At 69.5% G+C, this 25,388-nt stretch carries 20 protein-coding genes and 1 tRNA gene; 15 read left to right on the top strand and 6 right to left on the bottom strand.

Features of this window, described 5'->3' with window-relative positions; translation table 11 throughout:
- Positions 1–18: 18 nt before the first annotated feature.
- The 3 genes from ACFO8M_RS11365 to ACFO8M_RS11355 all read left to right on the top strand — a co-directional run bounded on the left by ACFO8M_RS11365 (position 19) and on the right by ACFO8M_RS11355 (position 3,921).
- Positions 19–969, top strand: coding sequence for a hypothetical protein (locus tag ACFO8M_RS11365; protein WP_387974829.1), 951 nt, complete (start codon positions 19–21; stop codon positions 967–969).
- A 590-nt stretch (positions 970–1,559) separates the two neighbouring features.
- Positions 1,560–2,534, top strand: a complete 975-nt coding sequence (locus ACFO8M_RS11360; protein WP_387974826.1) for a hypothetical protein — start codon at positions 1,560–1,562, stop codon at positions 2,532–2,534.
- A 25-nt stretch (positions 2,535–2,559) separates the two neighbouring features.
- The gene (locus ACFO8M_RS11355; RefSeq protein ID WP_387974823.1) at positions 2,560–3,921 is read left to right on the top strand and encodes an FAD-binding oxidoreductase; all 1,362 of its coding nucleotides are present in this window, start codon (positions 2,560–2,562) and stop codon (positions 3,919–3,921) included.
- Positions 3,922–4,253: 332 nt separating this feature from the next.
- Here ACFO8M_RS11355 and ACFO8M_RS11350 read toward each other — a convergent pair whose 3' ends face one another.
- The gene (locus tag ACFO8M_RS11350) at positions 4,254–5,108 is read right to left on the bottom strand and encodes an aminotransferase class IV (RefSeq protein ID WP_387974820.1); all 855 of its coding nucleotides are present in this window, start codon (positions 5,106–5,108) and stop codon (positions 4,254–4,256) included.
- Between the two features lie 156 nt (positions 5,109–5,264).
- Between ACFO8M_RS11350 and ACFO8M_RS11345 the strand changes: the two genes are divergently transcribed.
- From ACFO8M_RS11345 to ACFO8M_RS11320, 6 genes are all read left to right on the top strand, one after another.
- Positions 5,265–5,705: a Fur family transcriptional regulator gene (locus ACFO8M_RS11345; protein ID WP_387974817.1), complete on the top strand. Its 441-nt coding sequence runs from the start codon at positions 5,265–5,267 to the stop codon at positions 5,703–5,705.
- Entirely contained in the window at positions 5,702–6,760 is a 1,059-nt protein-coding gene (ygfZ, locus tag ACFO8M_RS11340) for a CAF17-like 4Fe-4S cluster assembly/insertion protein YgfZ (protein WP_387974814.1), read from the top strand. The genes ACFO8M_RS11345 and ygfZ overlap by 4 nt, the downstream gene beginning before the upstream one ends.
- 21 nt (positions 6,761–6,781) lie before the next feature.
- The gene (locus ACFO8M_RS11335) at positions 6,782–7,759 is read left to right on the top strand and encodes an asparaginase (RefSeq protein ID WP_387974811.1); all 978 of its coding nucleotides are present in this window, start codon (positions 6,782–6,784) and stop codon (positions 7,757–7,759) included.
- A gap of 87 nt (positions 7,760–7,846) precedes the next feature.
- Positions 7,847–7,929, top strand: a tRNA-Leu gene (locus ACFO8M_RS11330).
- 143 nt (positions 7,930–8,072) lie between these two features.
- Entirely contained in the window at positions 8,073–8,690 is a 618-nt protein-coding gene (locus ACFO8M_RS11325) for a bacterial proteasome activator family protein (protein WP_387974808.1), read from the top strand.
- Positions 8,691–8,858: 168 nt separating this feature from the next.
- Positions 8,859–9,545 (top strand): lysophospholipid acyltransferase family protein, encoded by a 687-nt coding sequence (locus tag ACFO8M_RS11320; RefSeq protein ID WP_387974805.1) that lies wholly within the window; start codon positions 8,859–8,861, stop codon positions 9,543–9,545.
- On the opposite strand, the gene ACFO8M_RS11315 is transcribed toward ACFO8M_RS11320, so the two are convergent.
- The 4 genes from ACFO8M_RS11315 to ACFO8M_RS11300 all read right to left on the bottom strand — a co-directional run bounded on the left by ACFO8M_RS11315 (position 9,542) and on the right by ACFO8M_RS11300 (position 13,646).
- Positions 9,542–10,516 carry a peptidylprolyl isomerase gene (locus tag ACFO8M_RS11315; RefSeq protein ID WP_387974802.1) on the bottom strand — a complete coding sequence of 325 codons (975 nt, stop codon included), beginning with the start codon at positions 10,514–10,516 and terminating at the stop codon, positions 9,542–9,544. The two genes, ACFO8M_RS11320 and ACFO8M_RS11315, sit on opposite strands and share 4 nt — an antisense overlap.
- The gene (locus tag ACFO8M_RS11310; protein ID WP_387974799.1) at positions 10,474–11,820 is read right to left on the bottom strand and encodes an MFS transporter; all 1,347 of its coding nucleotides are present in this window, start codon (positions 11,818–11,820) and stop codon (positions 10,474–10,476) included. Before ACFO8M_RS11310 ends, ACFO8M_RS11315 begins: the two co-directional genes overlap by 43 nt.
- Before the next feature lie 79 nt (positions 11,821–11,899).
- Positions 11,900–12,970: an inositol-3-phosphate synthase gene (locus tag ACFO8M_RS11305; protein ID WP_387974796.1), complete on the bottom strand. Its 1,071-nt coding sequence runs from the start codon at positions 12,968–12,970 to the stop codon at positions 11,900–11,902.
- Positions 12,963–13,646 carry a PadR family transcriptional regulator gene (locus ACFO8M_RS11300; RefSeq protein ID WP_387974793.1) on the bottom strand — a complete coding sequence of 228 codons (684 nt, stop codon included), beginning with the start codon at positions 13,644–13,646 and terminating at the stop codon, positions 12,963–12,965. Before ACFO8M_RS11300 ends, ACFO8M_RS11305 begins: the two co-directional genes overlap by 8 nt.
- 345 nt (positions 13,647–13,991) lie before the next feature.
- On the opposite strand from ACFO8M_RS11300, the gene ACFO8M_RS11295 reads away from it, so the two are divergent.
- Both ACFO8M_RS11295 and ACFO8M_RS11290 read left to right on the top strand, forming a co-directional pair.
- The gene (locus ACFO8M_RS11295; protein WP_387974790.1) at positions 13,992–17,276 is read left to right on the top strand and encodes a transglycosylase domain-containing protein; all 3,285 of its coding nucleotides are present in this window, start codon (positions 13,992–13,994) and stop codon (positions 17,274–17,276) included.
- A gap of 65 nt (positions 17,277–17,341) precedes the next feature.
- Complete coding sequence (locus ACFO8M_RS11290; protein WP_387974787.1) at positions 17,342–18,889, top strand: glycosyltransferase family 87 protein; 1,548 nt, start codon at positions 17,342–17,344, stop codon at positions 18,887–18,889.
- Here ACFO8M_RS11290 and ACFO8M_RS11285 read toward each other — a convergent pair.
- Positions 18,780–20,204 carry a CCA tRNA nucleotidyltransferase gene (locus ACFO8M_RS11285; RefSeq protein WP_387974784.1) on the bottom strand — a complete coding sequence of 475 codons (1,425 nt, stop codon included), beginning with the start codon at positions 20,202–20,204 and terminating at the stop codon, positions 18,780–18,782. The two genes, ACFO8M_RS11290 and ACFO8M_RS11285, sit on opposite strands and share 110 nt — an antisense overlap.
- A 216-nt stretch (positions 20,205–20,420) precedes the next feature.
- Here ACFO8M_RS11285 and murJ point away from each other — a divergent pair, with 216 nt between their 5' ends.
- From murJ to ACFO8M_RS11265, 4 genes are all read left to right on the top strand, one after another.
- Positions 20,421–22,052 carry a murein biosynthesis integral membrane protein MurJ gene (gene murJ / locus ACFO8M_RS11280; RefSeq protein WP_387974781.1) on the top strand — a complete coding sequence of 544 codons (1,632 nt, stop codon included), beginning with the start codon at positions 20,421–20,423 and terminating at the stop codon, positions 22,050–22,052.
- A 139-nt stretch (positions 22,053–22,191) separates the two neighbouring features.
- Entirely contained in the window at positions 22,192–23,694 is a 1,503-nt protein-coding gene (locus ACFO8M_RS11275; RefSeq protein ID WP_387974778.1) for a protein kinase family protein, read from the top strand.
- A 13-nt stretch (positions 23,695–23,707) separates the two neighbouring features.
- On the top strand, positions 23,708–24,487 hold the full coding sequence (gene sigM, locus ACFO8M_RS11270) for an RNA polymerase sigma factor SigM (protein WP_387974775.1): 780 nt from the start codon (positions 23,708–23,710) through the stop codon (positions 24,485–24,487).
- Positions 24,484–25,269 carry a hypothetical protein gene (locus tag ACFO8M_RS11265; protein ID WP_387974772.1) on the top strand — a complete coding sequence of 262 codons (786 nt, stop codon included), beginning with the start codon at positions 24,484–24,486 and terminating at the stop codon, positions 25,267–25,269. The genes sigM and ACFO8M_RS11265 overlap by 4 nt, the downstream gene beginning before the upstream one ends.
- The last annotated feature ends 119 nt before the right edge of the window (positions 25,270–25,388 follow it).

Raw genomic sequence — 25,388 nt, 5'->3', positions numbered from 1 at the left:
AGTTGGAGAGACGTAGCAATGGGAAGTCACACCACGAAGCCCGGTAAGCAGTCCCGGGCCCAGACGCGTCCTCCGCTGCCGTACCCGGTGAACGACGGCCGGATCCCCCCGGCGATCCGGGAGGCCATGGACCGGCGCGCGCACCGGCGCAAGTCGCGCTTGGCGGCGATTTCGGCGGCTTCGATGCTCGCGGTCGGCGGTGCGGCCGGGGTGAGCATCGCGACGGCCGACGAACCGGAGGCCGGGAGCGGCAGCGAGGTCGTCTTCAGCGGCGACTGCGGCACGCTCGACGTGCTCTCGGCGACGTCGGCGCCGGACGCCTCGGAGCTGACGGTGGAGCAGGGCACGCAGGTCCGGTACACGAACGAGCTGGGCACGGACGCGTCGCTGCACGTGGGCGACGAGGTGTACGACATCGCCGGGGGCTCGAGCCAGGTGTTCGAGATGAACCGCTCCGCCGAGGTCGCGATGGTCCCCGACTGCCACGGCCTGTTCGCCGAGTACTCCTCGGCGCAGGTGCGGGTGGTCGAGTCGCAGTCCGACGATTCGCAGTCCGGCGGTGAAGGGCCGGGCGAGGAGACGAACGAGCTTCCCGCCATCGGCGACGATGACGAAGCGGCCCAAAGGGATCCGCAGGACCACGGCTCCGACGACTCCGGCACGGACGGCGCTTTCGGCGCTTACGGCGCCGACGGCGAGGTCCAGCAGGGCCCGGACGCCGAGGACGCCGCCGAGGTGGAAGAGCCCGCCGCGGAAGAGGAAGTGAACGCGTTCGGTCCGCCGCCTTCGACGGAGGACACCGGCGCGGGCGGCGACGCTCCCGCAGTCGAGGACGAGGTCGTGGCGGTCGACCCGAAGGCCGTGGCCGACGGGGCGAACGGCCTGCTGGCTCTCGTCGGGATCATCTGCCTGGTCGGCGTGTCCGCTGCAGTGGCCCGCACCCTTCTCAAACAGCGGGTGACGGCGTGACGCCGGTCCCCGCCCCGAGCCCGGCGCCGCAGGCGGCCGCCGCGACCGTTCCGACCAACGGTCTTCCCGCTCCGTATCCGCACGGCTCGCAAGCAGCCTCGGCGAAGCTTGCGAGCCGTAAATCGGCTGCGCCGTGGGTGCCGAGCGGGCGGGTCCGGAACCGGCGCGACCGGCAGCGCGCGGCCCGGTGCCTCACCGGCCCTGATCAGGCCCGCGCTTCGCGGGCCGCACGGTTGCGGCGCGGTGCGGTGGAGTCTCCGTGAGGCACTGAGGTTCGAGCGGTCGTGGATGGTCATTTCCTCCCCAGGTCCCACTCCGAACGCCCGTCCCAGTGCCTCACGGCCCCGCCGTGACTGCTGATTCTCAGCTTCGTTCGAGGCGCCCGCCGGTCAGGCGGGCGCTTCGTCGTTGCGGGGTCGTACGGTGCGAGAGACCATGGAGAGAGCATGATCACCGCAGCGGTTCAGGCGCTGTTGTGCAACCGTTACTGAACTCTCAATCAACCCTGCTTGTGATCGCTTCGATGACTGCTTTAGCGTGGGCCGCAGTATTCCGTTCGCTCCCCCGCAATGAACAGTCAGGTTCCAGTTGTGTCCTCCCAGCCCAAGCACGCCCCTTCGCGACGGCTCTGGCCTTACCTCGCCGTCCCGGCCGTCGCCGTGGTCATCGCCGCGACGATCTACGTCCTGGACCTCTCCGGCGACGACGGCGGCACCGGCGCTTCCGCCGACGGGACCCTGCCCGGTTCGCAGCAGTCCGCGGAGGACGACTCCTCGATGCAGCCCTCGGACGAGGAGCTGCACGCGGCCGCCCAGGACCGGCTCCAGGCCGACCTCGACGCGGCCCTCAGCGAGTACGTGACAGGTCTTGAGGACGAGAACTTCTACGTCTCGGTCGCGGCGGACGACAGCGAGTTCCAGCTCGCGTACGAGGGCGAGGTCCAGCACGACACGGCCTCGATCGTGAAGGTCGAGATCCTCACGATGGTGCTCGAGGAGTACGGGACGCTCGACGAGGTCCCGGACTGGCTGCTCGACAGCGCCGAGGCGATGATCAAGGACTCGAGCAACGACGCCACCAACGACATGCTGTACGGCGGGACCTTCGATGACGGCCACGACGCGATCCGCCAGGCGCACGTCGACTTCGGGCTCGAGAACACGAACCCGAACGAGACCGAGCAGTGGGGCAAGACCCTGACCACCGCGGTCGACCAGCTCAAGGTGCTGGAGCTCGCGCTGTACGAGGACGTGCTCGACGCCGAGCAGGTCGAGTACGCGCGCTCGCTCATGGGCGATCTCGCGGAATCGCAGCAGTGGGGCGTCTCGGCGGCGGCCGAGGACGGCGAGACCGTGTGGATGAAGAACGGCTGGGACACCCGCGATTCCATGGGCGGCGAGTGGGTGGTCAACTCGATCGGCGTGATCAACGGCGACACCGAGGAGCCGATCAAGATCTCGATCCTCACCGGCGGCTCGGCCTCCCACGAAGAGGGCATCGACCGGGTCGAGGAGCTTGCGGCGATCATCCGCGGGGTCGTGGACACCGACCCGTACGAGGAGTAGGTCCGCGAGGCTCTACCCTCGCGGGATGAGCGATCTGATCTCCGCGTTGACCGGGGCCGGGCTGGCGCCCGTGACCGATGCCGACGTCCTGGCCTCGCATTCGGTGGACCATGCCGCGCTCGTGCCGCCCGGACGCGCCGTCGCGCTCGTGCGCGCGCGTTCGACCGAGGAGGTCAGCGCCGTGCTGCGGGTCGCCGCCGAATTCGGCGCTCCCGTTGTGGCCCAAGGGGCCCGCACCGGTCTGGCCGGCGCGGCCACCGCCGTCGACGGTGCGATCCTCCTCGACCTCTCACCGATGGACCGGATCCTCTCGATCGACCCGGTGAACCGCCTCGCGGTCTGCCAGCCCGGCGTCCTCAACGCCGCGATCACCATTGCCGCAAGCGGATTCGGCCTCCGCTACAGCCCCGACCCGGGCTCGTGGCGGATCTCGACCATCGGCGGGAACATCGCCACGGCCGCGGGCGGCATGTGCTGCGTCAAGTACGGGACCACCCCCGAATACGTGCTCGGCCTCGAAGTCGTGCTCGCCTCAGGGGAGGTCATGCGCTGCGGCCGCGAGACCGCCAAGGGCGTCGCCGGCTACGACCTGGTGCGCCTGTTCTGCGGTTCCGAAGGGACCCTGGGGATCATCACCGAGGCCACGGTCAAGCTCTCGCCCGTCCCGGCCGGGCGCCTCACGCTCGCGGCGGTCTTCGACACCACCGCCGACGCCGGACGCGCCGTCACCGCGATCATGGCCGCCGGTGCCCAGCCGAGCCTGCTCGAACTCATCGACAACGTGCACCTGCGGGCCCTGGAAGCGCTGCGGCCCATGGGATTGCCGACTGAGGCCGCCGCCCTCCTGCTGGTGTGCGCCGACGCGGACCCGGCCGAGGAACTGGCCGCGATCGAAGCGCTCTGCGAAGAGGCCGGGGCCACCGAGGTCTACCGCGCCGGCGACGCCGAGGAGGCCGACGCACTCCTGGAATCGCGGCGCAGCGCCTACCACGCCATGGAGAAACTGGGAACGGTCCTGGTCGACGACATCGCGGTCCCCCGCTCGAAACTGGCCGAAGCGCTCGACGGCGTACAGGCCGCCGCCGCGAAGCACGGCGTGGTCATCGGCGTCATCGCCCATGCGGGAGACGGGAACCTGCACCCGAACATCATCGTGCACCCCGAGGACCCGGCCTCGCTCGCGGCCGGGCGCGCCGCGTTCGACGAGATCCTGGAGATGGCACTCGCCATGGGCGGCACCATCACCGGCGAACACGGCGTGGGAATGCTCAAACGCGATTGGCTGGCAAAGGAACTCGACCCGGTGAATCTCGCGGTGCAGCGACGGATCAAAGAAGCGCTCGACCCGCTCGGCATCCTCAACCCGGGGAAAGTCCTCGCAGGTTGAGCGGCACGCCGTGGTTAGCGCAGGGTCAATTCTGATGCGCCCGATACGGTTTCGTGTCGTTCCTGTGACACATTAATGGGGCCGCAGCGCTTGCCCATTCGCTGCGGCCCCGATAAAGTGGAGGAGCTCCACTTTTCATTGGCACCAGTAGGGCTGTGCCCGATTGCCCTTACTGGTTTTGTGCCCCCGGATTGTTCCGTGCCTCCCGGAAGACTGCCCATGTCCGTCCGTTTGGCTTGTCGGCGTGACCGGAACACTCATTACTATGAGGACCGTCTCTGGGCGTGGCCTGTGCTGAGCCTGGGAAGAACCTGGGAAACGATGTCAAACCGTTACGCAGGCACTTCGAATCCCGCGAGTTTGTCCAGCTCAGCCGTGATGTCGGGGCGCTGCGAGACGAGATCGCCGTCGATCTGAGTGATGAAGGCCACACCTCGAACCGAGGAGCTGAGCCACGCCGCTTCGGCGTTCTTCAAGTCCCCCACCGAGATCAGACGCTCGGTCGTCTTCAGGCCCGCCTTCGGGGCCTGCTCCAGCAGGTACGCGCTCGTCGTCCCCGGCAGGATGCCCGTCGAGGTCGGCGTGGTGCAGAGCGTCTCGCCCTCCAGCCACAGGAGCGAGGAGGTCGGGCCCTCCAGCGCGAAGCCGTCGGCCGAGACCCACAGGGCGTCGTCCGCGCCCTGAGTCTTCGCCCAGCGGGTCACCGCCATCATCGAGGCGTACGAGAGTGCTTTGACGCCGCCTAGAAGCCACGGGGCTTCGCCCCGTGCGTCGGCATTCACCCCCAAGGTCGCAGTGGCGATCTTCAGGCCGTCTCGGCGCGGCAGGATGCGTTCGCGCGGAACGGGGTCCACGGTCGCGTAGACGGTGGGCGGCCCGCCGTGCTCGCGGCCGCGGGTGGCGACCAGGCGCAGCGCGCCCTCGCCGTCGGCCCGCTCGCGCCAGGCCTCCAGGGCCTGTTCGGCGAGCTCGGCCATGTCGTTCTTCGCCGGCAGCTCGAACTCCATGCGGCGCGCGGAGTTCGCCATGCGGTCGAGGTGCTCCGAGAGCAGGAACGCCTGCCCGGAGCGGACGTTGATGGTCTCGAAGACGCCGTCGCCCCGGAGGACTCCGAGGTCGTCGGCGCACAGGAGCGGCGCGTCGGAGTCGACGACGCCGCGGTGCAGTACTGCGGTCACTAGTGCCATGAGCCCATTCTGCCCCGGTCCCCCGTCCACAAGCCCCCACCCACCACGAGAGGGGAAGATACCGTCCAGCGTTGCGCGGGGGTGCGACAAGAACCGGGCCCCGCGGCGCCCTTGTCACCCGAACGTGTTCCCACGCGGGCGCAGTACGATGCAACTATGCCCACCGAAGCCGAGGCCGAGACCGAACTGGCTGCGGTGCTGCGCTCCAAGGGCCTGCGCATGACCGCGCAGCGCCAGCTGGTCCTGGAAGCGGTCCGCGCCCTCGGGCACGCGACCCCCGAGCAAATCCACGAGCGCATCCGCGGCCAGGTCGAAGGCGTGAACATCACCACGGTCTACCGCACCCTCGACCTGCTCGAAGAGCTCCAGCTCGTCTCGCACACCCACCTCTCCCACGGCGCCCCCACCTACCACCTGTCCGGCGACCGCGGCCACGCCCACCTGGTGTGCCACCGCTGCGGCCGGATCACCGAAGTCGACCCTGCCCTGTTCGCGAACGCGCGCGAGGAAGTCGCCGACGCCAGCGGGTTCGTCATGGACATCGGCCACGTCGCCGTGTTCGGAACCTGCGCCGAATGCCTGGAGAAGCACGCATGACCGACATCGCACCGTCCCCGCTCCTGTCCCTGCGCGGAGCCGTCGCCACCGACGCCGGCCGCACCGCCTGGCACTACGGCGGGCCGCTCACGGAGCAGCGGACGGCGATGGAGACCGGCGCGCTGTTCGACCGCTCCGACCGCGACATCATCACGGTCACCGGCCCGCAGCGCCTCGAATGGCTGCACTCGCTCTCCACCCAGCACCTCACGAGCCTCAAACCGCACGAAGGCACCGAGACGCTCATCCTCTCCCCCACGGGCCGGATCGAGCACCACGCCAACGTCTACGACGACGGCGAGACGGTCTGGCTCGACGTCGAACCCGGCCGCGGCGAAGCGCTCCAGAAGTACTTGGAGCTCATGAAGTTCCGCACCGAGGTCGACATCGTCGACGCCTCCGGCACATGGGCGCTCTTCACCTACACGATGATCGAACCCGCCGACGAGCACGCGCCCGTGACGCAGCCGGTCCCGGTGGCGAAGTTCGCCTCGAAGGACATCCTGTCCGTCCCCACCGCGGTCCACCCCGGTTCCGCGCTCGACCGCACCGAAGGCTGGACCCGCCGCACCGACGCGCTCGGCGTCCCCACGTACGACGTCCTGCTCAAGCGCGAGGACATCGAATCCGAACTGCTCAAAGGCGACGCCGTCCCCGCCGGCACCTGGGCCTGGAACGCCCTCCGCGTCGCGGCCGGGCTGCCCGCCTTCGGGATCGACACCGACGAGAAGACCGTCCCGCACGAGGTCCACCACTGGCTCGCCGCCGCGGTGCACCTCGACAAGGGCTGCTACAGGGGCCAGGAGACCGTCGCCAAGGTCCACCACCTGGGACAGCCGCCGCGGCGCCTCGTCCTGCTCCACCTCGACGGCACCGACGAGCACCCGCCCGCCTCTGGCACCCCGATCACCTTGGGCGACAAGCAGGTCGGCGTCATCGGCACCGCCGTGCAGCACTACGAGCTCGGGCAGATCGCCCTCGCCATGGTGAAGCGGTCGGTCGCCGCCGACCCTGACGTGCGTCTCATCGCGGGCGATCAGGCCGCAAGCCTGTAACGGCCGGATTAGCCTCGCTGTATGAGTGCTTCCTACCGCGGCGGCGAACCCGTCGCCGAGATCGTCCGGTCCGGATTCGCCGAGAGCCTCCACCGGGGCAGCGTCGCCGTGACCGACCCGTCCGGGAACCTCGTCGCCTCGATCGGCGACACGGGTTCCGCGGTCTTCCCCCGTTCCTCCAACAAACCCATGCAGGCCGTCGCCATGCTCCGGGCCGGATGGGAGCCCGGCACCTCTGCCGACCTCGCCATCGCCTCCGCGAGCCACCGCGGCGAGGCCTTCCACCTCGCCCAGGTCGCCTCCGTGCTCGGCAGCGCCGGGATCGGCGAGGACCGGCTCCAGTGCCCGGCCGACCTGCCGAGCGACCCCGACGCCCGCACCGCGGTCATCGCCGACGGCGGTGCGACCCGCCGCGTCTACATGAACTGCTCCGGGAAGCACGCCGGGATGCTCGCCGCCTGCGTCGCGGGCGGCTGGGACCTCGCGACCTACCGCGACCCCGAGCACCCGTACCAGCGGCTCGTCATCGCCACCGTCGAAGAGCTCACCGGTGACCCGGTGCAGGCCATCGGCATCGACGGCTGCGGCGCACCCGTCCTCGCCGTCACCCTCGCCGGCCTCGCCCGCGCCTTCGCCCGCCTCGTCGAAGCCCCCGCCGGCTCTCCCGAGCGCCGCGTCGCCGATGCCATGCGCGCCAACCCGAAGCTCATCGACGGCACCAGGGGCCCCGACCACCGCATGATGACCGCCGTGCCCGGTCTGCTCGCCAAGGGCGGCGCCGAAGGCGTCCACGTCATCGCCGCACCCGGTGTCGGCGCGGTCGCAGTCAAGATCGACGACGGCGCCGGACGGGCCTCCACGCCGGTCGCGCTCCGGGCGATCACCCAGATCAGCGGCCTCGAGATCCCGCACGAATCCAAACCGGAGATCGACGCGCTCCTCTGGCCGGAAGTCCACGGCGGCGACCAGCCCGTCGGGCGCCTGCGCACCCTCTTGTGAGTGGGCTGCGACTCAACAAGGGCAATACCCCGTTGAACAGCAACGACCGGACACGGTAATATCGTCGCGTCGCAAGTACTGACACTCGCGCGAGTGGCGGAATGGCAGACGCGCTGGCTTCAGGTGCCAGTGTCCGTAAGGACGTGGGGGTTCAAGTCCCCCCTCGCGCACCGACAGGGCCCGGAGGTTTCGACCTCCGGGCCTTCTCGCTTCTTCCGGGCCGGTCGCGAGCGGGAACACCCCGCGATTCCGGCGCGTTAGGCTCGGGAAGAGGAACCGGAAGAGCATCGAGACGAGTGGGGCCACACCGACCATGACTGAAGCGAACAGCAAGCCGGAGCAGGGCGGCTACGAGGAGCGCGAGTCGGAGGACCCGCCGTTCATCGTCGACGCCGAGGGCAACCCGGTCACCGCCGACGCGGAAGCCTCCGAGGTCGAGCGCGAGGACCGGTACGAGTCCGACCCGACGAAGCTGGTCCCCGAACCGGCCAAGGTCATGCGCGTGGGCTCGATGATCAAGCAGCTCCTCGAAGAGGTCCGCGGCGCCGACCTCGACGACAAGGGCCGGCAGCGCCTTCGCGACATCCACCAGCGCTCGATCGCCGAACTCGAGACCGGGCTGGCCCCGGAGCTCCGCGACGAGCTCGAGCGCCTCTCGCTGCCGTTCAGCGCCGACGAGATCCCGACCGAAGCGGAACTGCGGATCGCGCAGGCCCAGCTGGTGGGCTGGCTCGAAGGCCTGTTCCACGGCATCCAGGCGGCGCTGGTCGCGCAGCAGATGGCGGCGCGTCTCCAGCTCGACCAGATGCGTTCTGGCGAGTTGAAGGCCCTGCCCGCGGGCGAGGACCTCCCGCCGCAGCTCCGGGCCGTGATGGCCGAGCGGGCGGCGCGCGGTGACGACCGCGACCACCATCCCGGCCAGTACCTGTAGTCGCGGCATATGGCTTAGACTCGGGCCTGCCTTCCCGGCGGGGTCCGGCCGCGCCCGCGGCGAAGGCCATGGGGTTTGCGGGTTCCGCCTGGAGCGGTCCGCGGGCCATAATTGGCTTCAACCGGATGCTTCCCATGCCGGGGTGAGACCACTGGAGAGCTGAACACGGTGCTGTACAAGACGTTGCAATGGACGGCCGCGCCGACCATCAAGCTCATCTACAGGCCATGGATCGACGGGAAAGAGAACATCCCCGAGACCGGTCCGGTCATCCTGGCGTCCAACCACCTTTCAGTGGCCGACCACTACTTTCTGGGTCTGACCACCAAGCGGCACATCGCGACCATGGCGAAGATCGAGTACTTCACCGGTGCCGGCGTGAAGGGCAAGCTCATCTCGTCGACGGTGAAGGCGCTCGGTCAGGTGGCCGTGGACCGCTCGGGCGGTCGCAAGAGCGCCGCGTCGCTGGAGCCGTCGCTCGAGGTCCTCGAGGAGGGCCGGGTGTTCGCGATCTTCCCCGAGGGCACGCGTTCGCCCGACGGGCGGCTGTACCGGGGCAAGCCGGGGGTGGCGCGTCTGGCGCTGACCTCGGGGGCGCCGGTGATCCCGATCGGTCTGATCGGGACGGAGAAGGTGCTGCCGATCGGCGAGTCGCGGCCGCGCGTGGCGCCGGTGGGCGTACGCGTGGGCAAGCCGCTCGACTTCACGCGGTACAAGGGCATGGAGAACGACCGGGTGGTGATCCGCGCCGTCACCGACGAGGTGATGGACGCGATCCGGCGACTCACGGGCCAGGAGTACGTCGACAAGTACGCGAAGCGCAACGGGTCCGGCAAGTCCGAAGGCGACGACTAAGGGCCGGTGGTCGTGGCGGCGCCGGTCGGCGTCGCCGTGCCGGTGGGAGTCGCGGTCCCGGTCGGTGTGCCGCCGGTCGTCCCGGGTGCGGGGGTGGTCGTCGCTCCCGCAGGGGCGGTCGCGGTTCCCGTTGGGGCCGTGGGCGTCTCGCCGATCGTTTCGGTTCCGGTCGGCAGGTCGCCGAGGTCGGTGACGGTGATCCCCCAGATCTCCACGGGCTGCGGCGGTGCGCCGTCGTATTCCACGGTCTCGGTGAGGGCCGCGATCTGGTCGAGGACCTCGTAGCCGTCGACGATGCCGCCGATGACGCTGACGCCGGCGGTGGGGACGGCCGCGCCGCGGATGAGCGCGAACGAGCTGCCCGCCTTGCCCTTGTCGTCGGTGATGAGCGCGAGCACGTCGGCCACGTCGTTCCCCGACATGCCGGTCTCGGCCTGGAAGCGCCAGCCCGGGCCGTACGACTCCTCCGAATCCGCTTCGGGGTCGGTGCCGGGGCTGCCGCAGCGCAGGATCGCGGTCGGGTCGACCGCCTGCGTGGTAAGCCGGTCGCATTCGTGCGAGGCGTAGAACGCGGTCTGGGACAGGTGCGTGAAGGCCTCGACGCCGCACGGCGCCAGGTCGCCCCACAGCATCACCACGATCTCGCCGTAGTTGGTCTGAACCGTGGCCAGGGATCGCTCAGCGGGAGCGCCGGGCTCCATCGGGTCGGCGCCCTGCCCGGCGTCGTCGGCCTCGGTCACCGTGCACCGCTCGGAGATGACCTCACCGGCCTCCTCGGCCTCGCCGTTCGTGTCGCGGAACGCGAGCCAGGCGACCGCCGCGACCGAACCGGCGGTGAGGAGCACGGCCCCGAGTCCGGCGAGCCCGCGTTTCCAGCTGCCGGTGCCTTCACGCTGCCAAGGGGCGGTGCCCCGGTACGGGTTGGCACCTACGTGCTCGTGCTCGGTCTCGCTTCCGGGGCGGGGGTCCATGATTCTGCATCGTACGGTGCCTCGTCTCGCGCGAGGTAGGCGTATCCGACGCAGATCAGACCGTAGGAGACTGCCACGGCGACCAGCGTGCCGGGCGCGTATCCGTCCTTCGGCACCACGACCGCGGCGGCGAAGAGGCCCGCGAGGTAGCCCACGTTGTAGACCGTGTCGTTGACGCTGAAGACGCGGCCGCGGAAGGCGTCCTCCACGCCCCGCTGAATACTGGTGTCCACAGTGATCTTCAGGCCCTGTGACGCGATGTTCACCAGCAGGACCGCGACCGCGAACATCACCGGTTTCATCGTCCCGGCGAGCGCGGCGACGATCACCGCGCACAGCGCCATCAGGACGACGATCCAGTTCTTCGGCCCCCACACGCGGGTCGCACGCGGCGTCGCGACCGCCGCCGCGAGCACGCCCACGTTGCCCAGGACCGCGAGCACCAGCAGCCACGAGATCGTCGTCGTGCGGGTCGGATCCGACTCGACGTCCCAGAAGAAGCCCATGAACAGGGCTATCGCGATGATGAACACGATCCCGTACAGGAACCGGTGCAGCCCTTGGACGGCCATGACCAAAGCCGGGCCCTTGCGACGACTCAGGTGCCGGAAACCCGCCCACATCCCCGAGGTGGTCTGCGCGATCCCCCGCCACAGGCCGCGGGCCGCAACCTCACTCGGCGGCGGGCCCAGGTCGGCGCGGCGGAACGAAGCGGCGACGATGAACGCCGAAGCGAGGTACCCGCAGCCGGCGGCCAAAGCGAGCATCGAATACGAGACGCCCGAGTCGAGGAGCTTCGCGATCCCGGTGGTCGCCAGGCCGAGGCCGTAGGCGAGCGCGCCGAGGGTCGAGGCGAGGGAGTTCGCGGTGACCAGGTCGCGGGCCGGGACGACCTGCGGGTGGGCGGCGCCGAGCCCCGCGAGGACGAACCGGTTGGCGGCGAGCACGATCATCGCGCACAGCACCCAGGACCAGTTGAAGCCCCCGGCGAGCGTCACACCGATGACGATCATCAGCGCGGCCCGCAGCAGATTGGCCCCGCCGATGAGGTTGCGGCGGCTGAACTGGTCCAGGACCGTGCCGACGTAGGGCCCGAGCAGGGAGTACGGGCCGAGGAGGACGGCGACCGCGGCCGCGTACCGGAACGGGTCGCTGGCCTCGCCGAGCGCCGGGTTGAAGAACACCGAGAGCGCGAGGGAGGCCTGGAACATGCCGTCCGCCGCCTGGGACGTCAGCCGCACCGCGAGCAGGTGCCGGAAACGGCGGTTGCCCACGAGGTGCCGAACGTATCCGTCGGTGCGCATTGTCCGAGGATAACGCCGGGGAATGCCAAGGGGGACCCCGAATTTTGAATCGGAGTCCCCTTTGCGGGTGCGTGGTGCGCTAAAGGCCCGCGATGAAGTTCTCGACGGAGATGCGAGCTTCCTCGTCCGAGAACTGCTTGGCCGGCGACTTCATGAAGTAGCTGGACGCGCTCTCCACCGGGCCGCCGTGGCCGCGGTCGAGGGCGATCTTGGCCGCGCGGACCGCGTCGATGATGACGCCGGCGGAGTTCGGCGAGTCCCACACCTCGAGCTTGAGCTCCGCGTTGAGCGGCACGTCGCCAAAGGTGGTGCCCTCGAGGCGGATGTACGCCCACTTGCGGTCGGTCAGCCACGGGACGTGGTCCGACGGGCCGATGTGGACGTCCGCGCCGAGCATCTCGTGCGGGATCTGCGAGGTCACGGCCTGCGTCTTGGAGATCTTCTTGCTCTTGAGGCGGGTGCGCTCGAGCATGTTCATGAAGTCCATGTTGCCGCCGAAGTTCAGCTGGTACGTGCGGTCCAGCCGCACGCCGCGGTCTTCGAACAGCTTCGCCAGCACGCGGTGCACGATGGTGGCGCCGACCTGGGACTTGATGTCGTCGCCGACGATCGGAATCCCGGCGTCGGTGAACTTCTGCGCCCATTCGGGGTCGGAGGCGATGAACACGGGGAGGGCGTTCACGAACGCGGCGCCCGCGTCGATCGCGGCCTGCGCGTAGAACTTCGCGGCCTTCTCGCTGCCCACCGGCAGGTAGCAGACCACGACGTCCGTCTTGGCCGCCTTGAGCGCGGCGACCACGTCGACCGGCTCGTCGGAGGACTCGGTGACCATCTCGGTGTAGTACTCGCCCAAGCCGTCGTGGGTCGGGCCGCGCAGGACCGGGACTCCCGTCGGAGGCACGTCGGCGAACTTGATCGTGTTGTTCTCCGAGGCGAAGATCGCGCTGGCCAGGTCTTGGCCGACCTTCTTCGCGTCGACGTCGAACGCGGCGACGAACTCGATGTCGCTGATGTGATAGTCGCCGAACTGGACGTGCATGAGGCCGGGCACCCGGTCCTCGGGCTTGGCGTCGCGGTAGTACTCGACGCCTTGGACCAGCGAGTTGGCGCAGTTGCCCACGCCGACAATGGCTACGCGGAGCTTACCCATCGCGCATGCCTCCTTTGCCTTGTTTATTTGGGTCTCCGGCGCTCGCGGCCGGATCGGGTGTTCCCTGGGCCGGGGCGGCCTGGTGTCGTCCCGGTTCGACGAATGGCTCGCCGAAGTCGTCGTGCCGCTCAGGGCGGCGGCTCTCCTCGGAGGCGATGAGCTCGTTGAGCCACCGCACTTCCCGCTCGGCGGTCTCGAGCCCGTGCCGCTGGAGTTCGAGCCCGTAGGCGTCGAGCCGCTCGGCGGTGCGGGTGAGGGCTTCGCGGATGCGTTCGCGGCGCTCCTCGACGCGGCGGCGGCGGGCCTCGAGGATCCGCAGGCGCGTGGCCGGGTCGGTGCGGGAGAAGAACGCGAAGTGCACCCCGAACAGGGCCTCGTCGGCCGATTCGGGGCCGGCGTCGGCCATGAGCTGAGCGAAGTGCTCTTTGCCTTCGGGTGTGAGCCGGTAGACCTTGCGGGCCCGGCGCCCAGTGAGCAGCGGGGTCTCTGCCGCACCCTCTCGGGGGGCTTCCTCGGCGATGAGTCCACGCTGACGCATGCGCTTGAGGGTGGGGTAGAGGGAGCCGTAGCTGAACGCGGCCCGGATGGCCCCGAGCAGGGCCAGCAGGCGTTTGCGCAGCTCGTAACCGTGCATGGGGGTCTCGTGCAGGAGCCCCAGGATGGCCAGCTCAAGCATCGCGTCCCTCCTCTCACACGGCGATCTAACGTTTTGATGTATCGGCTCGATACATCAGCGTTAACCATAGCGGCAGGCGCAAATCACGTCAAGGCAAGCGTCTACGCCCTGTTCAGGGGCGCTGTCATCCGCTAAGCTCGGGCCCACCAAGCGATCTAGCAGAGTTCTCTCAGATTCGATGTGCGAAACTGCGAGACGACCGGCCACCCCCCATGCCGGGAGTAGACCTTTGCGAAATCCGGTCTACCGGGCGCGTTCCCCTCGGGATGCTGCGCGCCGGGTGCACCGGGCCGACCGGCAAACCCCGGCCCATGCCTGGGTTACACAGCACGTGGATGGTTGAGCATGAGCGACTACGGTTATCGTCCCGCCCCGCCCCCCGAGGACGGACGGCCTCAGGGCCACGGCGCCGGACAACCGGACGGCCGCGCCTACGGCAACGCCCCCGGCGGCTCCGGCGGCAGGCAGGGCGACTCCGATTACGGCTGGGGCGGCGGATCCCAACAGCAGGGCGGCGGCTACGGCCAGGCCCCGCGGCCGCGCCAGCAGCCGTACGGCACACCTCCCTCCGGGCAGGCCCCGGTCGGTCGCGGCTCGGCCTCGGTCGGACGGCCCACCGGTTCGGCATCCGTGGGACGACCTACCGGCTCGGCATCCGTGGGCGGCGCCACCGGCAGCGCCTCGGTCGGCGGTGCGGGACGCACCGGCCGCGCCTCAGTGGGCTCCGCATCCGTGGGTTCGGCTTCGGTCGGCTCGGCGTCCGTGGGCTCGGCGTCCGTGGGCTCGGCCTCGGTGGGCGACTTCGACAGCGAGAGGACCGGCCGCGCCAGCGTCACCGGCGCGCGCCGCGCGGGCAAGGGTCCGCTGAACAAGAGCGACCTCGAAGCCGAGGGCGGCAAGAAGAAGCGCAAGCGCCTCGGCCGCAAGATGCTCGCCGCGATGATCGCGATGGGCGTCCTCTTCATCGCCGGCGTCACCATCGTCGGCTCCTATTTCTTCGTCACCGTGGACGACCCCGGGAGCATCTCCCGCGCGGGCGAGTCGTCCAGCTTCTACTTCTCGGACGGAACCCAGGCCGGCGGCTACGGCGAGACGCTGCGCCTGCAAGCCGAGGAGAATGAGATCCCCAAGATCGTGAAAGACGCGCTCATCGCCACCGAGGACCGCAAGTTCCGTGACCACAGCGGTGTCGACTTCACCCGCACCATGGGCGCCCTGGTGAACAACCTCAGCGGCGGCGACACGCAGGGCGCCTCGACGATCACCCAGCAGTACGCGGGCATGGTCATGGCCATCCGCAACGAGATCTCCTACGACCGCAAAGCGAAAGAAGCGGCCATGGCGATCAAGATGGAGCAGGAGTACTCCAAGGACGAGATCATCACGGCCTACCTCAACCTGGCCTGGTACGGGCGCGGCGCCACCGGGATCGAGGCCGCCGCCAAGGTGTACTTCAACAAGGGCCTCAACGACCTCACTCCCGGCGAGGCCGCGTACATCATCATGCAGGTCAAGTCCCCCGACGGTACGTACGACCCGTATTACGAGGACGTGTTCGACCCGGAGGCCACCCAAGCGCGGTGGGACTACTCCATGGGCGCCATGCTCGAAGAGGACTACATCACGCAGAAGGAGCGGGACGCCGAGGAGATGCCCGTCCCGATCGACGAGTTCAACTCCGCCGGTTCGTGGGGCGGCAACACGAACGTCGGCTTCATCATCAACGAACTCGACGGCTACGTCTTCGACGAGCTCCAAACCCGGTACGGCCTCACGAAGGCAGACCTGTACGGCGGCAAGGAGGGGAAGGGCGGCGGGTACTCGGTCACGCTCACGATCGACCCGACCATCCAGAACCAGCTCGCCGCCACGGGTTCCCGCGGCGAGATCGCGGTGGATACGAACGAGGCCGGCGAGTTCCTCAACGAGGCGGGCGAGGTCGTCGCGACCCGCGAAGAGGCCAAGAAGGACCTCACCAGCGAGGGCTACGCCCAATTCGAGAACACCAACGAGGAAGCGGCGCTGGAGGCGTACGAGAAGTACATGATGACGGCCATGGTCGCCATCGATCCCGAAACCGGGGACATCGTCGGCTACTACGGCGGCGACAACGGCTTCGGCGTGGACAAGGCCGGGCCCGAGTCCCCGCACCCGTCGTCCTCGACGTTCAAGATGATCACCGCCGCCACCGCCATCTCGGAAGGCGACTCGATCGACTCCTGGTTCAACGCGGACTCGCCGCGGAAGTTCGACAGCCTCACCGACAACGAGACCGAGCAGTGCATCGGCGGCGGCGAATACCCGAACTGCACCCTGCGCAACGGCAGCCAGGACAAAGACCTGGAGATGCAGCTCACCGACGCGGTGCGCGACTCGAAGAACACGCCGATGTACTCGATCGCCGAGAAATACGGCGCTTTCAAGGTCCTCGACTACGCCGACAAGATGGGTCTGAGCTTCATGAGCCAGGCCCGCTCGCTCACCGACTCCGCAGGCAAGACCTGGGACGACAGGAGCGTCAACTACCAGTTCTACGACGACGGCACCTACTCCCAGCACGGTATGGCGGTCGACGCCAAGGGCGAACCGGTGACCGACGGCTCCGGCAACTGGAACACGCTGGCTCCCGTCCAGGTCGATGGGGACTGCAACCCGATCGTGAACACCGAGGGCTACTTCATCCAGACAGAGGACGAGCGGCCGGTGCCTTGCCCGATCGGCGACAAGGGCGACACCGACCCGTTCTACAACCACATCGCGTTCGGCCAGTACCCGACGAGCGTGCGCGACATGGCCTCGGTCTACGCCACCATCGCCAACGACGGCGTCTACAACGAGTCGCACTTCGTCGCCGAAGTGAAGGACAACAAGGGCAACGTGGTCGAGGAGATCAACCCGCTCACGCTCGGCGAGCAGGCCATCGACTCGTCCGTGGCCCAAGACCTCCAGTGGGTCGGTTCGGAGATCGGCGGCGAGTCCGAGACCGACCAGCTCTCCCGCGACTACTTCGGCAAGACCGGTACGTGGGAGGCCAGCTGCGAGGAGTGCGAGTCCAGCTGGAACGCCCACGCCTGGTATGTCGGTGCGATCCCGCAGCTCTCCATCGCCGCGTGGGTCGGCAACGTGACCTCCGAATCCGATCCGATCGCCGACCCCAATGGCGACAAGAGCAACGTGTTCGGCTCGAACACCGCCTATCCGGTCTGGTTCAAGGCCATGGAGGGGATCCTCGAGGCGACCGGCTGGGAAGAGGAGTCGTGGGAAGGCAAGGCCAACGCCGGCAACGAGACCTGGTGGGACATCGAAAAAGCCGGCGTGAACGAGGGCGGCCAGTTCTGCGCCGCCAAGCCCGACAACGAGTTGTGCGCCAGCCAGCAGGAGGAGGAAGAGACCGAATGCGAGGACGGCGAGAACGGCAATAACGGCGGCGGCAACGGCAACCAAGAGGAGTGCGAGACTCCTCCGGAAGACGGCGCCTCGCCGTCCACCGATCCATCGGAGGACCCGAGCACCGACGACGAATGCGACGCCATCATCCCGCCACCCAGTTGCAACGAGGAGTCCACGGATCCCGAAGAGGGAATGACGTCGACTCCGGAAGAGGGCGACAACAACAACGGCAACGGTTGACCTCGCGGTTAACGCAGCGAACCGCAGATAGCGCCGAGACGGCGGCATGGGCCACAATAGGGCCCATGCCGCCGTCTTTCACTGAGCAGCCGCGTTCGGCCGAACGCCCCTCGGCCTCCCCCACCCTCACCGACCGCTTCGCCCGATTCGCCTCGGGCTTCATCGGCGGCCCCTTCGGCGACCACGCGGTCGACCCGCCCCGGCGCCGCTACTGGACGCCGATCCGGGTCATCCTCCTCACCGGACTCATCGCCTTCGCCGTCAACTGGCTCCAGAAATACCCGTGCGCGGCAGGCGGCTGGACCGACTGGTCCCAGTACACGAACGCCTGCTACACCGACATCCGCGCCCTGTGGGGCGCCGAGCGGCTCAACGAAGGCGCCATCCCCTACCGTGACCACCCGGTCGAATACCCGGTACTGACCGGCTGGTTCATGGGGATCCTGGGGCAGATCGCCTACCGCATCGGCTCCGTCGCGGGCACCGACGGCGGCCCGATCTTCTACCACCTCAACGCGATCGTCCTCTTCATCTGCGGCGCCGCCGCCATCGCGGTCCTCCACAAGATCCGCGAGGACAACCGCCGCACCGACCTCCCCGGACCCAACCCCGACCCGGCGCTCGTCAGATCCCGTCCCTCAAGGCCCTGGGACGCGATGATGCTCGCCGCCGCGCCCGTCATGCTCGTCACCGCCACCGTCAACTGGGACCTGTTCGCCATCGCCCTCTCGATGCCGTTCTTCCTGTACTGGCAGCGAAGCCGCCCCATCATGGCCGGGCTCTTCCTCGGCCTCGCCGTGGCCGCGAAGTTCTACGCGCTCCTGTTCATCGGCCCGCTCCTCGTACTCGCGCTGCGGCAGCGAAAACTCCTGCCCGCGCTCCAGACCACCGCGACCGCCGCCGTCGTCTGGGCCGCCATCAACGCACCCGTCGCCTACCTGTGGCCCGAGTCGTGGATGCGGTTCTTCGAACTCAACTCCGAACGCCCCGTCGACTGGGGCACCGGCTGGTACGTGCTGCGCGGCGTCACCGGCTGGGAGCGGCTCTGGGACTCCGAGTTCGTGAACGACCTCTACCTGGTCCTGTTCGCCCTGTCCTGCATCGGGGTCGCGCTCCTGGGCTGGCTCGCCCCGCGAGGCACCGCCAAGCGCGCCAGCGCCTGGCCGGGCCTGAAGCCGACCGCGCTCATGGACGACCTCATGCCGCGCCTGGCGCAGCTGTGCTTCCTCGTCCTGGCCGCGTTCCTGCTCTTCGGCAAGGTCTGGTCGCAGCAGTACGTGCTCTGGCTCGTCCCGCTCGCGATCCTCGCCCGCCCAAAATGGGGCGCGTTCCTCGTCTGGCAGGCCGCCGAGCTGTTCTACTTCATCGCCTTCTACGGCAAGATGCTCCAGGTCTCCGCCGAAGAGGACGGCCGCGGCATCCCCGAGGCGCTCTTCCTCACCGCCGCCGCCTCCCGCTGGATCATGGTCGCCTTCATGTGCGCCCTGGTGGTGCAGGAGATCCTCATCCCGCGTCTTGACGCGGTGCGAACCCTTCCCTCGCCGCCCAAGCCCGCAGCTCCGACTCCGCTTCCTCGCGCGGCATCGGGCCCCGCTCCAGCCGAAGCTCCTTGAGGTACGCCCAGGCCCGGCCCACCGCGGGGCCGGGCTCGAGGCCCAGGAGCTCCATGATCGCGTTGCCGTCGAGATCGGGGCGCACCGCGCGCAGATCCTCCTCGGCGCGGATCCGCGAGATCCGGTCCTCGAACGCGTCGTAGTCGCGGCGCAGCCGCTCGGCCTTGCGGCGGTTGCGGGTCGTGCAGTCCGACCGCACCAGGAGGTGCAGCCGGTCGAGCTGGGCGCCGGCGTCCGTGACGTACCGGCGCACGGCCGAATCCGTCCAGCCCGCTTCGCCGTACCCGTAGAAGCGCAAGTGCAGGCTGATGAGCAGCGAGACCGCCTGCACCTCGGCCTTCGGGTACTTCAGCTCGCGCATCCGCCTGCGCGCCAAGCGGGCCCCGGCCACATCGTGGTGATGGAACGTGACGCCGCCGCCAGCGACGATGTCCTTGGTCTCGGGCTTGCCGATGTCGTGCAGCAGCGCCGCCAGGCGCAGCAGCAGATCCGGCCCGGCCTGCTCCAGTGCGATCGCGTTGCGCAGCACCTGCAGCGAATGCTCGTAGACGTCCTTGTGCTGGGCGTGCTCGTCGATCTCCATGCGCAGCGCCGGCAGCTCCGGCAGGAACTGCTCCGCCAGGCCCGTGTCGATGAGGATCCGCAGGCCCACCACCGGATCGGGCGCGAGCATCAGCTTGTTGAACTCGTCCCTGATCCGCTCCGCGGTGATCCGCGCGAGCTCGGGGGCCATGCGCCGCATGGCGTCGAGGGTCTCCGGGTCGATGTCGAAACCCAGCTGCGCGGCGAAACGCGCCGCACGCAGCATCCGCAGCGGGTCGTCCGCGAACGACGACTCCGGCGACGCCGGCGTCCGGATCGTGCGCCGCGCGATGTCGGCCAGACCCCCGAACGGGTCGGCGAACTCGTGCCCGGGCAACGAGACCGCCATCGCGTTCACCGTGAAATCGCGCCGCTCCAGATCGTCGACGAGGCTGTCCCCGTACCGCACGATCGGATTGCGGCTCACCCGGTCGTACGCGTCCGCGCGGAACGTCGTCACTTCGACCTGCTCGCCCCGGAACATCCCGCCGATGGTCCCGAAGTCCGCGCCCGTGGTCCACACCGTCGAGCAGTGCGACCGCAGGATCGCCTCCGTCGTCTCCGGACGCGCGTCCGTCGTGAAATCGAGGTCGCTCACGTTCCGGCGCAGCACCGCGTCCCGGACCGGGCCGCCGACCAGATGCAGCTCAAAGCCCTCGCCCGCGAACACCCGACCCAGCTCATCGGCAATGGGCGGGACCGTGATTTCCTTACCGCTACTGTTGTCAGACATCGCCGGGCAAGCTTAGCGGAGAGTGCGAGAATGGCCGAACCTAGCGCGAGACCGGGCCCTGGCCCCGGGCACTCGCCGTCTGGCCCCTTCCGAGGCCCACACCCCCACGGGAACCCCCAGGACCCGTACCCGCCCGGACCCCAGACCGGCAACGGGTACGCCCCGATCGGCGCGCCGACACCCCCGCCGGCTCCACCGAAGCCGCAGGGCAAGAACGTGGTCCGCTCCAGCCTCCTCATGGGCGCCGGGTCGCTCGTCTCCCGCATCACCGGGTTCGGGCGCACCGTCGTCATCTCCGCCGCCATCGGCGCCGGACTCCTCGGCAACTCCTACACGACCGCGCAGTACTTCCCCCAGATGATCTACGAGCTCGTCCTCGGCGGCGTGTTCGCGAGCATCATCCTGCCGCTGTTCGTCAAAGCCCACAAGAACGACCCCGACGGCGGCGACCTCTTCGCCCAGCGACTTCTCACCCTCGCCACCCTCGTCCTCGGCGGCGCCGCGATCCTCGTCACCGCCTGCGCCCCGCTCATCTCCCTGTTCATGGCGAACCCGGAGCAGCAGGGCCTCGTCACCGAGTTCTCCTACTACATGCTCCCGGCTCTGCTCCTGTACGGGCTGTTCGCGATCCTCTCGGGCATCCTCAACTCCCGCGAGCACTTCGGCGCGCCCATGTGGGTGCCGATCATCAACAACCTCGTCGTCATCACCGTCGGCGTGGTCTTCTACCTGGTCTACACGCGCGACGCCGAGGCCGCCGCGACCGGCCCGCTGTTCGACAGCGCCGACGACGTGACGAACGGCATGATCGTGCTCCTCGGCGCGGGCACCACCGCCGGCGTCGTCATCCAGGTGCTTTGCCTCGCCCCCGCGCTGCGCAAGGCCGGCTTCAAATGGCGGCTGCGCTTCGACTTCCGCAACCTGCCGCTGCGCACGATCCGCCGCATGGCCGCCTGGACCCTGCTGTTCGTGGCCGCCAACCAGATCGCGGTGATGGCCGTCATCAAGGTCGCCAACGTCGCCAGCGACACCGCCCGCCAGACCGAGGAATCGGGGTTCGTGCCCGGCGTCACGGTCTACAACAACGCCTACCTCATGATGATGATGGCCCACGGCATCGTCGCCGTCTCCGTCATCACCGCGCTCATGCCGCGCATGACCCGGGCCGCCGACGACCGGCGCTGGCCCGAGCTGGCCGACCACCTCTCCAGCGGCATCCGGCTCGCGTCGTTCCTGCTGGTGCCGATCGCGGCGGCGTTCGTGGCGCTGCACGAGCCGATCGCGCTCATGATCTTCCAGTGGGGCGCTTACGAACCCGAGCAGGCCGTGGCCACCGGTCAGGTGCTGCTCATGGCCGGGATCGTGCTGCTGCCGTTCTCGATCAGCCAGCTGCAGATCTACGCGTTCTACGCGCAGACGGACACCCGCACGGTCGCGCTGTTCAACCTGCCGGTGATCGCGATCCGCATCGGCGGGTACCTGCTGGCTTTCGCGTTCCTGCCCCTGCCGTGGGTCGTGGTGGGCCTGTTCGCCGCCAACGGGATCTCGTACCTCGTGAGCCTGCTTCTGTCCATGAGCCTGCTGCGCAAGCGGATCGGTCTGCTCGACATGCGCAAGACCGCGAACGGCCTGATCCGCACGGGATCGGCGGCCCTGATCGCCGGTGCCGCCGCGTACGGCGGATGGCTCGTCTGGCCTGATGTGTCCGGTTCGAAACTGGGGCAGTTCGGGGCGTCGATCGTCCTCGGGATCGGCCTGCTGGGCGTGTACTTCACGGCCTGCCTGGTATTCCGCGTCACTGAAATGGCGTCGCTCCAGGCAACGGTGCGCGCAAAGCTGCGACGATGATGCAAGTACGATCCATACGTGCACTCTGGCCGGATCCCGCAGAGCCACTTGGACCGCATCATGACCGAACCGGCCCACAAAGGCCCCGGCCGGCAAGACCCCTCCGCGGGGTCGCATTGAGAGGGGAGGACCCCGCATCATGACCACCGCCGAAGTGCCGTCCGTGGGCGACCTGCTCGCGGAGCGGTACCGCCTCGAAGAGCACGTCGGAGGCGCGAACGGCTACCGCCAACTGTGGCGGGGCGTCGACGTCCTGCTCCACCGCTCAGTAGCGGTCGTGCTCCGCTCCCCCGGCGGTGAAGACGCCGCACCCACGATGACCGCCGCCGTCGCCGCCTCGCGCGCGCACGTCGACTCGATGGTCGACGTGTACGACGCGGTCGACGAGGGCCGCTTCGCCTATGTCGTGCGCGAATGGGTCAACGGCTCCTCGCTGCGCGGCGTCCTCGAACGCCAGACCCTCGAGTCCGTTCACGCGCTCGAGCTGGTCGCGTCCGTCGCCGACGCCATCGCCGCCCTCCATGAAGGCGGCGTCACCCACGCCGACCTGCACCCGGGCACGATCCTCCTCTCCGAGGACGACCGGGTCATGGTCACCGAGCCGCGCAACGAGCCCGGAAACACCCCCGTCGAGGATGTGCGGGCGCTCGGCGCGACCCTCTACGCCTGCCTGACCGGGACGTGGCCGCGCGTCGTGGCCGCCGAGAACACCGGGCTCCCTGACGCCGCCACCGACGAATGGGGCGCCGTCCTGGCCGCCGCCACCGTCGTCCCCGCGATCCCCGCGGCCCTCTCGAAGCTCACCGCCGACCTGCTTGACCACGCGCAGACGCCGCCGTCCGCGGCCGAGCTCGCGGTCGACCTGCGCCGCCTCGCCGAGACCGGCGGGGCCGAGCCCGCGGCCGCGAGCCACACGCCCACGAGCGTCCTCGGCGCGCTGAGCCTGGGCCGCCGCAGCACGAGCGCGGACGCGCCGCCGGTCGGCATGAAGCGCCTCGCGGTGGTCGCGGCCGTCATCGCCGCGGTCATCTTCGCGGGCGTGGTCACCAGTGCCGTCATCTTCGGCGGCGGTGACGACTCCGCCGGGGCCGAGGACCAGGTCACCGGCGCGGACACCGGTGCCGACGACACCGCCGCCTCGGACGAGACCAGCGACGCCGCCGCACCCACCGAGGTCGAGCTCACCCCCGATTCGATCCGGGTGGTCGACCCGCCGGACGGCGACCGCGACCAGAGCGAGGGCGTCGAGAACGTCATCGACGACAACGCCTCCACCGGCTGGACCACGAACACGTACTACCGCGATCCCCGCTTCGGGAACCTCAAGCCGGGCATGGGCATCCTCATCGACCTCGGCGAGGCCCAGGAGGTCGCTTCGGTGCGGGTCCAGATGACCAGTGCCGGTGCCACGGTCGGTCTGCTCTCGGGCGACGAGGACCCGGGCGACTCCAGTGAGGGCGACCAGGCGATCGTGGACGGCTTCTCGGTCCTGGCCGAGCCGGTCGCCGACGCGGACACGAACATCGAGCTGAAGCCCAGTGGCGAGGCGACCCGCTACATCGTGGTGTGGGTGACCGAGCTGCCCGCCGTCGCGGACGGCTACAAGCTCACCATCAGCGACATCAACGTCTTCGTCCGGTAAGAGCGGAACAACGATGCCCGCCCCTCTCCCGCGCGACCGGGGCCCGGCCGGAAGCCCGGGCTCCGCAGGCGACGCCCTCGACGTCCTGAGCGACGCCGAGCTGCTGCGCCGCCATGTCGGCGGCGAACGGGAGGCCTTCGGCGAGCTGTTCCGCCGCCACCGCGGGCGGCTGTGGGCCGTCGCGGTGCGCACCTTGGGCGACCCCGAGGACGCCGCCGAGGCGGTGCAGGACGCGATGATCAAGGCCTACCAGGCCGCCGGGACCTTCCGCGGCGGCTCGGCGGTGACGACCTGGCTGCACCGGATCGTCGTGAACGCCTGCCTCGACCGGATCCGTGCTTCAGGGCGGCGCCCCACGGTGCCGCTCGCCGACGACGACGCCGTCGCCATCCCGGCCGCGGCCGGCGCCGACCACGACCCGCAGCAGGCCGCGCTCCGGCTCAGCGTGCACCGGGCCCTCGCGGAGCTGCCGTTCGACCAGCGGGCGGTCCTCGTCTACGTCGACATGCTCGGCTACCCGGTCGAGGAGGTCGCCGCGATCCTCAAGGTGCGTCCGGGAACGGTGAAGTCGCGGGCGTCGCGGGCGCGCAAGCGCCTCGCGGCGAAGCTCCCCGAGTTCGATCCCTCGTTCCACGACGTCGCCGCCGGGAACGGCGTTCCGGGCGGCGTGCGCGATGACACCCTCTCCGGCGGCGGTCCGGCCCCGGCGACGGGGAACCCGCCACGGCAGCCGAACGTCGAACCAGGTACGACGTACCGAACGGGCAACGGCCGAGAGGAGGGGAACCGATGAGCCCACAGCGCCCGAGTGACGCCGAGGCCGAAGCTCAGGTCAGCCGTACGCTGCGGCAGGCCTCCAGCGGCTACGGCGACCTTCCCGAGCACGTCGGGGACCGCCTCGACCGCGTCCTCGACTCCCTGCCTCCGGCCGACACCCTGCACACGGGCCCTCGCGAGAGCGCCTTCGAGAGCTGGGCCGAGCGGTGGGCGGAACGCCTGCGGCCCAAGCGGGTCCGCTACGCGATCGTCAGTGCCGCGGCGGCGGTGCTGGTCACGGTCGGCGGCGTCGCCACCGCCGTCCAGTTCGTCTCCGGCCCCGGCAATGAGGACAGCGGCGCCTCCGCCGACCTCCAGGCCGAGAGCGACACCGAGCGGAGCGACGACGCCGGGGCGCCCGGTGCGGCGGACGAAGAGGAAACGCCCATGTCGGGCGCCGAGACCGAAGACGAGGCGGCCGCCGGCGGCATCACCGGCGTGGAGACCTTCGCCTCCGGCAGCGACTACAGCGAAGGCACCGACCTGCTCACGGCCTTGCGCGAACTCGACGCCGACTCCGCCGCCGGTGAAGTCCCAGCCGAACTGACCGAGCTCGCCGCCGGCGGCGAGTTCTGGAAGAACTGCGAAGAGGCCATCGCGCACGAGTACGCGAGCCTGCTCGTCGCGGTCGACTTCGCCCACTACGATTCGCAGCCGGCGATCGTGGCGCTCATGGTCGGCGAGAGCGGCGACATCGCGGTGGCCCTCACGCCCGCTTGCGCGGACGGCGTCATCGAGCCGCTCGCGAAGCAGCCCTGAGCCCCGCCGGGCCCTGAATCACCCCCGTTCGCGGCCCGTGTACGGGTGAGGTTCCCCACGATCGGGATATTCGCCTGTCACAAGCCCGCGACAGCGCCGGGCGGCGGAATTTCGGGTCA

Source organism: Glycomyces rhizosphaerae (assembly GCF_042647865.1).
In the GTDB taxonomy this organism is placed as follows: Bacteria; Actinomycetota; Actinomycetes; order Mycobacteriales; family Micromonosporaceae; genus Glycomyces; species Glycomyces rhizosphaerae.
This window is presented reverse-complemented; position numbering and strand designations above follow the sequence as displayed.

Coding starts and splice junctions, on each gene's coding strand:
- sigM (WP_387974775.1), top strand. CDS start 23,708: ATGCCCGCCCCTCTCCCGCGCGACCGGGGCCCGGCCGGAAGCCCGGGC.
- ACFO8M_RS11265 (WP_387974772.1), top strand. CDS start 24,484: ATGAGCCCACAGCGCCCGAGTGACGCCGAGGCCGAAGCTCAGGTCAGC.
- ACFO8M_RS11350 (WP_387974820.1), bottom strand. CDS start 5,108: ATGGCACTAGTGACCGCAGTACTGCACCGCGGCGTCGTCGACTCCGAC.
- ACFO8M_RS11290 (WP_387974787.1), top strand. CDS start 17,342: ATGCCGCCGTCTTTCACTGAGCAGCCGCGTTCGGCCGAACGCCCCTCG.
- ACFO8M_RS11310 (WP_387974799.1), bottom strand. CDS start 11,820: ATGCGCACCGACGGATACGTTCGGCACCTCGTGGGCAACCGCCGTTTC.
- ACFO8M_RS11365 (WP_387974829.1), top strand. CDS start 19: ATGGGAAGTCACACCACGAAGCCCGGTAAGCAGTCCCGGGCCCAGACG.
- ACFO8M_RS11300 (WP_387974793.1), bottom strand. CDS start 13,646: ATGCTTGAGCTGGCCATCCTGGGGCTCCTGCACGAGACCCCCATGCAC.
- ACFO8M_RS11345 (WP_387974817.1), top strand. CDS start 5,265: ATGCCCACCGAAGCCGAGGCCGAGACCGAACTGGCTGCGGTGCTGCGC.
- ACFO8M_RS11275 (WP_387974778.1), top strand. CDS start 22,192: ATGACCACCGCCGAAGTGCCGTCCGTGGGCGACCTGCTCGCGGAGCGG.
- ACFO8M_RS11325 (WP_387974808.1), top strand. CDS start 8,073: ATGACTGAAGCGAACAGCAAGCCGGAGCAGGGCGGCTACGAGGAGCGC.
- ACFO8M_RS11295 (WP_387974790.1), top strand. CDS start 13,992: ATGAGCGACTACGGTTATCGTCCCGCCCCGCCCCCCGAGGACGGACGG.
- ACFO8M_RS11315 (WP_387974802.1), bottom strand. CDS start 10,516: ATGGACCCCCGCCCCGGAAGCGAGACCGAGCACGAGCACGTAGGTGCC.
- ACFO8M_RS11305 (WP_387974796.1), bottom strand. CDS start 12,970: ATGGGTAAGCTCCGCGTAGCCATTGTCGGCGTGGGCAACTGCGCCAAC.
- ACFO8M_RS11355 (WP_387974823.1), top strand. CDS start 2,560: ATGAGCGATCTGATCTCCGCGTTGACCGGGGCCGGGCTGGCGCCCGTG.
- ygfZ (WP_387974814.1), top strand. CDS start 5,702: ATGACCGACATCGCACCGTCCCCGCTCCTGTCCCTGCGCGGAGCCGTC.
- ACFO8M_RS11285 (WP_387974784.1), bottom strand. CDS start 20,204: ATGTCTGACAACAGTAGCGGTAAGGAAATCACGGTCCCGCCCATTGCC.
- ACFO8M_RS11335 (WP_387974811.1), top strand. CDS start 6,782: ATGAGTGCTTCCTACCGCGGCGGCGAACCCGTCGCCGAGATCGTCCGG.